Source organism: Psychroserpens sp. XS_ASV72 (assembly GCF_041224425.1).
Taxonomy (GTDB): Bacteria; Bacteroidota; Bacteroidia; order Flavobacteriales; family Flavobacteriaceae; genus Psychroserpens.
Window position 1 is genome coordinate 1 of the sequence record NZ_JBGFGL010000060.1, and the last position, 8,882, is coordinate 8,882.

3 protein-coding genes are annotated in these 8,882 nt (G+C 40.1%); all 3 read left to right on the forward strand.

Annotation, left to right across the window (positions count from 1 at the left end; translation table 11 throughout):
• On the forward strand, nucleotides 1–403 hold a 403-nt coding region (locus tag AB9K26_RS00825), incomplete at its 5' end, for a T9SS type A sorting domain-containing protein (RefSeq protein WP_369970644.1).
• A 158-nt stretch (nucleotides 404–561) separates the two neighbouring features.
• Complete coding sequence (locus tag AB9K26_RS00830; protein ID WP_369970645.1) at nucleotides 562–2,814, forward strand: T9SS type A sorting domain-containing protein; 2,253 nt, start codon at nucleotides 562–564, stop codon at nucleotides 2,812–2,814.
• Nucleotides 2,815–3,068: 254 nt separating this feature from the next.
• A partial coding sequence (locus AB9K26_RS00835) for a choice-of-anchor J domain-containing protein (RefSeq protein ID WP_369970646.1) occupies nucleotides 3,069–8,882 on the forward strand: 5,814 nt, incomplete at its 3' end.

An 8,882-nucleotide genomic window follows, 5' to 3' on the forward strand; every position in this document is an offset into this window, starting at 1 on the left:
CTTGCCAGCTTCTGTTGAGGTATATCTCGAGGACACTGTTGCAAATACTTTGACACTGTTGAACGATTCAGATTACGTGATCACGCCGAGCACAGACCTGTCCGGAACAGGGCGTTTCTACTTGAGATACTCTGACGATGCACTCTCGACAATCGAGAACAGCATCGACAAGCTGGACATATTCGCACTGAACAGCTCAGACCAGATCGTGGTCAGCGGACAGCTGTTCGAGAACACCAAACTGGACCTTTATGACATCCAGGGCAGAAAAGTGCTCAGCACTAGACTTGATGAGTCGTTGCTACAGAATCGTATCGATGTCTCTGGTATTAATGCTGGTGTTTACATTGTTACTGTCAAGAATAACAACCAAAACAACATCAAAAAGGTAATCCTAAAATAAACTACTAAAGGTTTATACATAGTTAGAATTAACCCTTTGATAAATATTAGACAAATATTTAGCTATTTATCAACACGAAATCGTTTTCGTTTTCATGTTATATAAATCTGTTATATATTTACTCGATTTGTTATGATTTAATTTTAAATATTTTACGTATGAAGAATTTTTACATTCTATTAATGATATTTGCCACTTCAGCATTTTGTGTTGATGCCCAGACACTGGGAACGAACACCTTTTCATTAGGAGAAGATAATGCCGATAATTATGGTGGCAGCTGGACAACCACTAATCAAGGTATTGGTTTTAGTGATTGGACTTTTGACACAGCACTTCCTAATGGAGGTTTTGCCGGTAGATTTATTGGATCGTTCTCTTCAGCATTGGATGTTAATGGAAATTCCTTTGGAATGTTCGCCAACAGCGGCAATGGTGCTGTTTCTGGTGCAAGGGTTGATTTTCCACAATCGATGCAGGAAGGAGATTCGTTCACGGTTTCTATTGGAGTTAACTTTAGAGATGGCAACAAAGGTTTCGATTTAAGGGATAGTTCCAATAGCACCATCATAAACTTAAATGTTGGAAGTGACCAGTACAACATTACTGGTACTTCTGGATTATTTTCTAACGCTTACGATTCGAATACTGTTTTTACGTGCACATTCACTCAAAATGCAAGTGATGTTTCTTGGACTGTTGTTCGTTCAGGAGGACTATCTGGAACTCAAAGTGGTACTATTAGTAGTATTTCACCTGGCACCATTGACAACATCAGATTTTACAATGTAAGTGCAGGCACTAATGGAGATGGTGGTAGTGGACAAAGAAATTTATACTTAAATTCATTACAATTTAATAGTCTTTATACTATTGATGGTAATGCAACTGCAAGTGCTTCTGGAGACACAACTGTACCTTATTTAACTATCCAATCTGGTAGTACTTTGAATATACCTTCAAACAGTAGTGTGACAGTTTCTGGTGATCTTAGTAATTCAGGTACCTTAAACTTGACTTCAACAAGCACACAGTATCCAAGTTTAATTGTCAATGGCTCGTCTACTGGTGACATTACCTATAATAGATATGCGAATTCCAACGCTAACGGTAACGACTTGGTATCGGCTCCAGTATCTGGACAATCTTGGGCTGACTTTTTAACAGACAATGCAGCAACACTTTTAGATGATGGCAATACAGGTCCAACAACCTATGCCTTTGCACCTTTCAATAAAACTGCTGGAGCTTACGAAAATTATACTGATGCAACTTCAGTAACCTTAACGAGCGGTACAGGATATAGAGCTGCAACAGACGCTGGTGCTACATTAGCATATACAGGATCGGTTCAAACAGGAACCGTAAGTATTGACATTCAAAATTCAGGACCTGAATTTGCACAATGGAATTTAGTCGGAAACCCTTATGCGTCTTATATCAATGTTCAAGATTTTCTAACTCATGAAGTTGATACAGGAGTTACAAACCTAAATTTATTGAATCCTGGTACAGCAGCAATCTATGGTTATGATGGTGATGTCACTGATGGCTGGACCATATACAATTTAGCAACGACAACAGCTTCAACGGTTATCACACCTGGACAAGGATTTTTTGTGAGTGCCAATTCAGCTAATGTAGCAGCTTACGATTTAGAGTTCACAACCGCTATGCAATCTACCGGAACTTCAGATGACTTTATTGCAGGACGACAAGGTGGTTTAATTTACATGACGCTTAACATGAGTACCGCTACTGATTCGTACAATACAGATGTGTATTTCAATCCGAATGCGAGTCTTGGTTTTGATTTAGGATTTGACGCTGAATTCTTTGCCAATCCTCCAGCATTTGCATTGTACTCTTTATTAGTTGAAGAAGATGAAGGAGAACCTATTTCTTTACAGGCAGTGCATACCGATGATTTAGCAGACGTTACCATACCTTTAGGAGCCAATGCTAGTCAAGGCGAGCAATTAACTTTTACAATGGCAGTGAATTCACTCCCTGTGACCACTGAAGTATTCTTGGAAGACATCGTTGAAAGTACTATAACACTATTAAATACTGGTGATTATGTATTTACACCTTCAACTACAATATCAGGCACAGGTCGTTTCTTCTTGAGAGTTACCGATGATACGCTTTCAACCTCTGAAAACAACTTGGAAAATGCAATTGATATTAGAGCCTTAAACGATACAAATGCGATACTGGTTAGAGGTCAGATAAACGAAGAAACGGTTCTAAATTTATATGATATACAAGGACGAATTGTATTATCTACTCCACTAGACACAAATACTTTATATAATCGTATCGATGTTTCCAATTTAAATGGTGGTGTTTATGTTGCAAATGTTAGCAACAATAACCAAACTAAAACTAAAAAAGTAATTCTTAAATAAGAATTTAAAGTCTTTACTTTTTATTAATCAAAGCGCACTAAAAAGTGCGCTTTTTTTATGAATAAATGTAAGTTTTTAAGAAATCATAATTTATTTTAACAAAATGTTTGATAACTCATGAGTTTTTTTATATTTGTAATTCAGTTTAACATAAATTTAACCTGAATTTTTTGTTAAAGTCCCGTCTATCTTACTGCAATCCTGCGAATTTATGTCAGCTTTTTGCGCTATTTAAAATCAACAAAACTAGTATTATGAAAAAAGTTACCTTTTTACTCTTAGCTATGGTTGGCTGTTTTTGGCTTTCCTATGCTCAAACCGTAAATGAACCAACGAACTGGCCCAACGCTAGTTGGACATTAAGCGGTACTTACGACGCTGGAGCACTTTTGGGTGATCCAACCGTTGATGCAAACTTCTCTTATGATGACGATGCAGCTGGAAGTGGCTCTACAGACATTTTGATTGCTGAATCCCCTGTTATCGACCTAACTGCTGCAGTTGGAAATGGAGAAACGGAATTAACACTCGATTTTGATTACAACTACAACTTAGGTAGTGTTTTTGATTTAGAGTACTATGATGCAGATGCTGCTTCATGGGTTACGTGGCAAGCCATTGCTGATAATAGTTCTACAACATCAAATTGGTGTGGCGCTATTGCAGGAACAACCACAAGCAGTGTTTTAGACGTTAGTGGTTTTACTGCTACACAGCAAAGTGGTTTTAGATACCGCTTTAATTATGATGCTTCATCTGTGTTTGGATGGGGTTTTTGTATTTCTACAGCTACCTTAAACTCAGCTGCTCCTGTTGGACCAACAATTGTTGATTGTAGTTCAGGTATACCTGTAAATACTACTTATTGCTATGGTAATAGTGATACAACTCTTTTTACATATCAAAGTAATGATACAACACCACTTAAGCTAACGTTTAATGCTGGAGGTATTGAAAGCTGTTGTGATAATATTACGATTTATGACTCAGATGGAACAACAGTTTTATATAATGGAAATAATGGTGGTGACCTAACTGGTGTTACTGCTACTTCTACTGGTGACACAATTTATTTGGAAGTTGACTCTGACACTTCTGTGAGTTGTGCTTCTGCTAGTGGTTGTTGTACAACACAATGGGACTGGAACGTGATTTGTGCAAGTTGTACAGCTGCTGATCTTGTGAGTGCTACCGTTTCTACAATTGATTGCGTTGCTGGAACATTCTATGTTGACGTTTTGTTTGATGAATTTGGTGATGGTCTTGGTGATGGTGAATTCTTATTAGATGACGTATATGGTCCTACATTTTTAATTCCAGGAACATATTCTTACCAATTAGGTCCATTTACTACAAGTTCTCCTTCAGTTAATATCTCAGTATTCCACACGGCTGGAAATTCTGCTTGTGATTTTTCTGTAGGTGATTTTGAATACTATTGTCCACCAGATAACGATTTATGTGCTGATGCTACAGCTTTAGCTTGTGATGATACACTTACAGGACAATCTACTATCAGTGCTACTGGTGGAAGTGGAACCTCTTGTAATGGTACTATTGGTGATGACGTTTGGTACCAATATTCTGGTGATGATTCTACAGTTACAATTACTGTAACTGCTATTGATGAAAATGCGCAAATTGGTGTTTACGAAAGTACTGATGGTACTTGTGCCGGATTTACTCTTGGTACTTGTCTAGTTGGAACTGATCCATTCTCTACAACTGCTACTGTTGAGTTTGACGCTGATATTGGAACAGAATACTTTATTCAAGTAGGTAACTCTATTAATGGTGATCCAGGTTTTAACTTTGACATTGCTGCAACTTGTGTGCCTTACCCTGTTCTTCCACCAAACTGTGATGCTGCTTTAACATCTGCTTTAGTAGATTTCCCACGTACTGGAACTTTAACTTGGTCTGACGCTACTGGATCTCCAGATGGCTACAGAATTACTGTTGGTTCTTCAATGGGTGGTAATGACATTGCTGATAATGTGGATGTAGGTGCTGCAACATCTTATGCTCCATCAGGATTAGCGTATGCTTCGACGTATTACGTTACAATTACACCATATAACTTTAATGGTGATGCTACTGGATGTACTGAAGAAACTTTTGATACAGAAGCGTTACCTCCTGCAGGTTTCGTTTGTGAAAGTGCTATTGACATAGGTGCCTTACCTTACGCTGCTGCTGCTGAAACAACTTCTGGTTTTGGAGATGATTACTCAGGCTCTGCTGGTGCTAGTGGTTGTGGATCTACTAGTGCATATTTAAATGGTGACGATAAGTTTTATGCCTTTACTGCGGCATCCGATGGATCTATCAATGTAGATTTAACAAATATCACTGATACATACACAGGTGTCTTCATTTACAATGATTGTGGAGATGTTGGTGTTGCTTGTGCTGCTGGTGATGTAAATGCTAATGCCACTACTGATTTAGCTATTACTAATTTCCCGGTTAGTACAGGAAACACGTATTATATTGTTGTTTCTACTTGGGCTTCACCACAAACTACAACCTATGATTTATCGGTAACTGCTGGTGCGTCTTGTATTGGTATATCTGATCTTAGTGTTGACACTGTTGGTCCTGATTCTGTAACTTTAAGCTGGACAGCCAATTCTGGTGAAACGGCTTGGGAAGTAGCTATTCAACCTGATGGTACAGGTGAGCCTGCTGCTGCAGATGGTTCTGGTACAGATACAACAAATAACCCTTACACGTCACCTGCAACTTTAAGTGAAGGGACTGCTTATGAGGCTTGGGTACGTGCAGAATGTACTGCTGGTACTGAGTTTGGAGATTGGGTAGGTCCAATTGATTTTACAACTACTTGTAGTGCATTTGGATTACCTTTTAGCGAAACCTTCGATAGTACATCAACTACAGAAAATTGTTGGACTGTACTTAATGAAAATGCCGATGGTGATGCATGGGATTTAGATTACACTCTCGATGTTATCACTGGTGATGAAAGTGCGGCATTATATACTGACTTTAATGGTGGTGCTAACGACGATTGGTTAATTTCACCTACCATCACTTTAACTGGTAACGAAAGATTGAAGTTTAAATACAGCTTACAATCTCCTGCTGAACCAAATGATTTTGAAGTATTGCTATCAACTTCTGGAACGGCTCCTGCATCGTTTACAAACACAGTTCTTGCTTTAGCTTCTTACAATGATGTAGATGTTGACAATGGCGAGAGTACTGAATTAATTATTGACATATCTGCTTACTCAGGTGATGTTAATATTGCATGGCATGTTCCACCAGGAGGTGATGATGGTTGGAGATTATATATTGACGACGTTGTTGTTGAGGAAATTCCTAGCTGTCCTGATGTAAGTGGAATTGCAGTATCTAGTATTACGACTACTTCAGCTCAAATTGATTGGACTGGTGGTGGTGTAGAATCTGCATGGGAAGTAGCTGTTGTTGCTGCTGGTTCTGGAGAACCTGCTGCTGCTGATGGTACAGGTGCTGACACAGCAACTAACTCTTATACTGCTACTGTAACATCAAACACAAGTTACGATGTGTATGTTAGAGCTGAATGTACTGCTGGTACTGATTTTGGAGCATGGATTGGTCCTGTCAATTTCTCATCAGCATGTGATTCATTTGCTTTACCATTTAGTGAAGGATTTGATAGTACTTCAACTACAGAAAATTGTTGGACTGTACTTAATGAAAACGCTGATGGTGACGCATGGAATTTAGATTACACTTTAGACGTCATCTCTGGTGATGAAAGTGCAGCGATCAATACTGACTTTAACGGTGGTAACAATGATGATTGGCTAATCACACCTGTCTTAACCTTAACTGGTAACGATAGATTGATATTTAGATATAGTTTACAATCTACTTTTGAACCTAATGATTTTGAAGTATTGTTATCGACAACTGGTACTGCTCCAGCATCATTTACAAATACTTTACTTCCATTAGCTTCTTATGGTGATGTGGATGTTGACAATGGTGAGAGCACTGAGTTAGTTGTTGATTTAACAGGCTACTCAGGTGATGTTAACATTGCATGGCATATACCATCTGGAGGATTAGATGGATGGAGATTATATATTGATGATGTTGTTGTTGAAGAAATTCCTGATTGTACTGAAGCCATTGTTGATACAACTACTGTTGTTGAAGATTGTGGTACAGGATTCTTTTCAATTGATGTAGAGTTTACATCTGTTGGAGATGCTACTGATATTTCTGATGGTACCGATACGTTCGCTATTTCAGGTACGAGTGCAACTGCTGGTCCTTATGCAAATGGAACTATCGTTAATTTAGATGTGGTACATTCTGATGGTGCTTGTGATTTCACAATCCCAGGAGACTTTACAGATGCATGTCCTCCTGTAAATGACGATTTCGCAAATGCTATACCTTTAGTTTGTGGTACTACAGTATTTGGCAACACAACAAATGCAACATTGGATGAAAACGATGCGCCAGATGGAGTTGATTCTGATACAGATTCTCCAAATGTTTGGTATTCGTACTTCGGAAATGGACAAACCGTTTCACTAGACACTTGTCTTGATGGTACTGATTATGATACAGAAATTCTAGTATTCACAGGTACTTCTGGTAATTTAACTTTTGTTGCTGAAGGTTATGATGAGTGTGATGGTACAAATTCAAACTTCTTAGCCCAAACCTCATTTGTTGCTGAGGCTGGTATCCAATATTGGATTTCTGTCGAAGGGTGGAACGCAACTAGTATAGGTTTCTTTGAAATGAGTGTGACTTGTACTGGTACTGAGGACTTTGTTTACAATATGGGAACTTGGACACCTTCTGACCCAACTGGAACTACAACTCCTGGAGACATCTACATTGCTGCTGGTAATGCGGTAATGACTGGTGCTACAGACTGTAACAGCTTTACAATCAGACCTGGTGGAGGTGCAACGATTCCTGGAGGTGCTTCAGTGACTACTGCTGCAGGTATGACTTTAGAATCTACCTCAACTACGTACTCTAGCTTGATCCTTGACGGAACTGTTGGTGGAACCATCAACTACGAGCGTCACGTGAACATCAACGGTACTGGTTCCACTGGAAGCAATGACCTAGTGTCTGCTCCTTTATCCGGACAGGCGTTCAGTGACTTCGCTGCTGCGAACCCTAACCTGTTCGACAATGGTGCTGGAACATTGTTCCTCTTCGGTCCTTTCGATAAGTCAACCGGTGACTTCGTGACCTATGCCAATACAGAAACGGCTACCTTGGGTGGCGACGGTGTTGGGTACAGAGCCGCAACAGATGACAACGGTACATTGACATTTACGGGTACCGCTGAAAACGGAACCGTGGCCAACGATATCCAAAACTCTGGACCGATCCGTCAGGAATGGAACCTGGTAGGTAACCCTTACCCATCGTACATGAACGTACAGACGTTCCTTTCCCACGATGTTGGAGGTGTTACCAACCTTGCCCTGTTCGAACCGGCTTCGGCAGCGATCTACGGTTATGACGGTAGCGCTACTAACGGTTGGACAATCTACAACCTGGCTACGACCACGCCGTCTACGGTAATGGCTCCTGGACAAGGGTTCTTCGTGAGTGCCAATGCGGCCAATGTTGGACCTTATGACCTAGAGTTCTCTCCGGACATCCGTTCAACCGGCACTAGCGACGACTTTATCGTCGGGCGTAACGCTCAGTTGACATACATGATCCTTGACATCAATACCAGCAACAAGTCTTTCAGTACCGATTTCTACTTCACCCCTAACGCATCCCAAGGATTTGACCTGGGTTACGATGCAGCGGTATGGGGTGACGGTGCACCTGAATTTGCGGTGTACTCTCATTTGGTACAGGACAACACTGGTGTAGCGATGGCGCTTCAGGCACTCAACGGTTCTGACCTTGCCGATGTGACGATCCCTCTTGGGGTCAACGCCAACCAAGGTGAGCAGCTTACCTTCAGTATCTCTGATTCTACCTTGCCAGCTTCTGTTGAGGTATATCTCGAGGACACTGTTGCAAATACTTTGACACTGTTGAACGATTCAGATTACGTGATC

What these genes read in the sequence shown, in the direction of transcription:
- AB9K26_RS00830 (WP_369970645.1), top strand. Translation starts at nt 562, where the DNA reads ATGAAGAATTTTTACATTCTATTAATGATATTTGCCACTTCAGCATTT.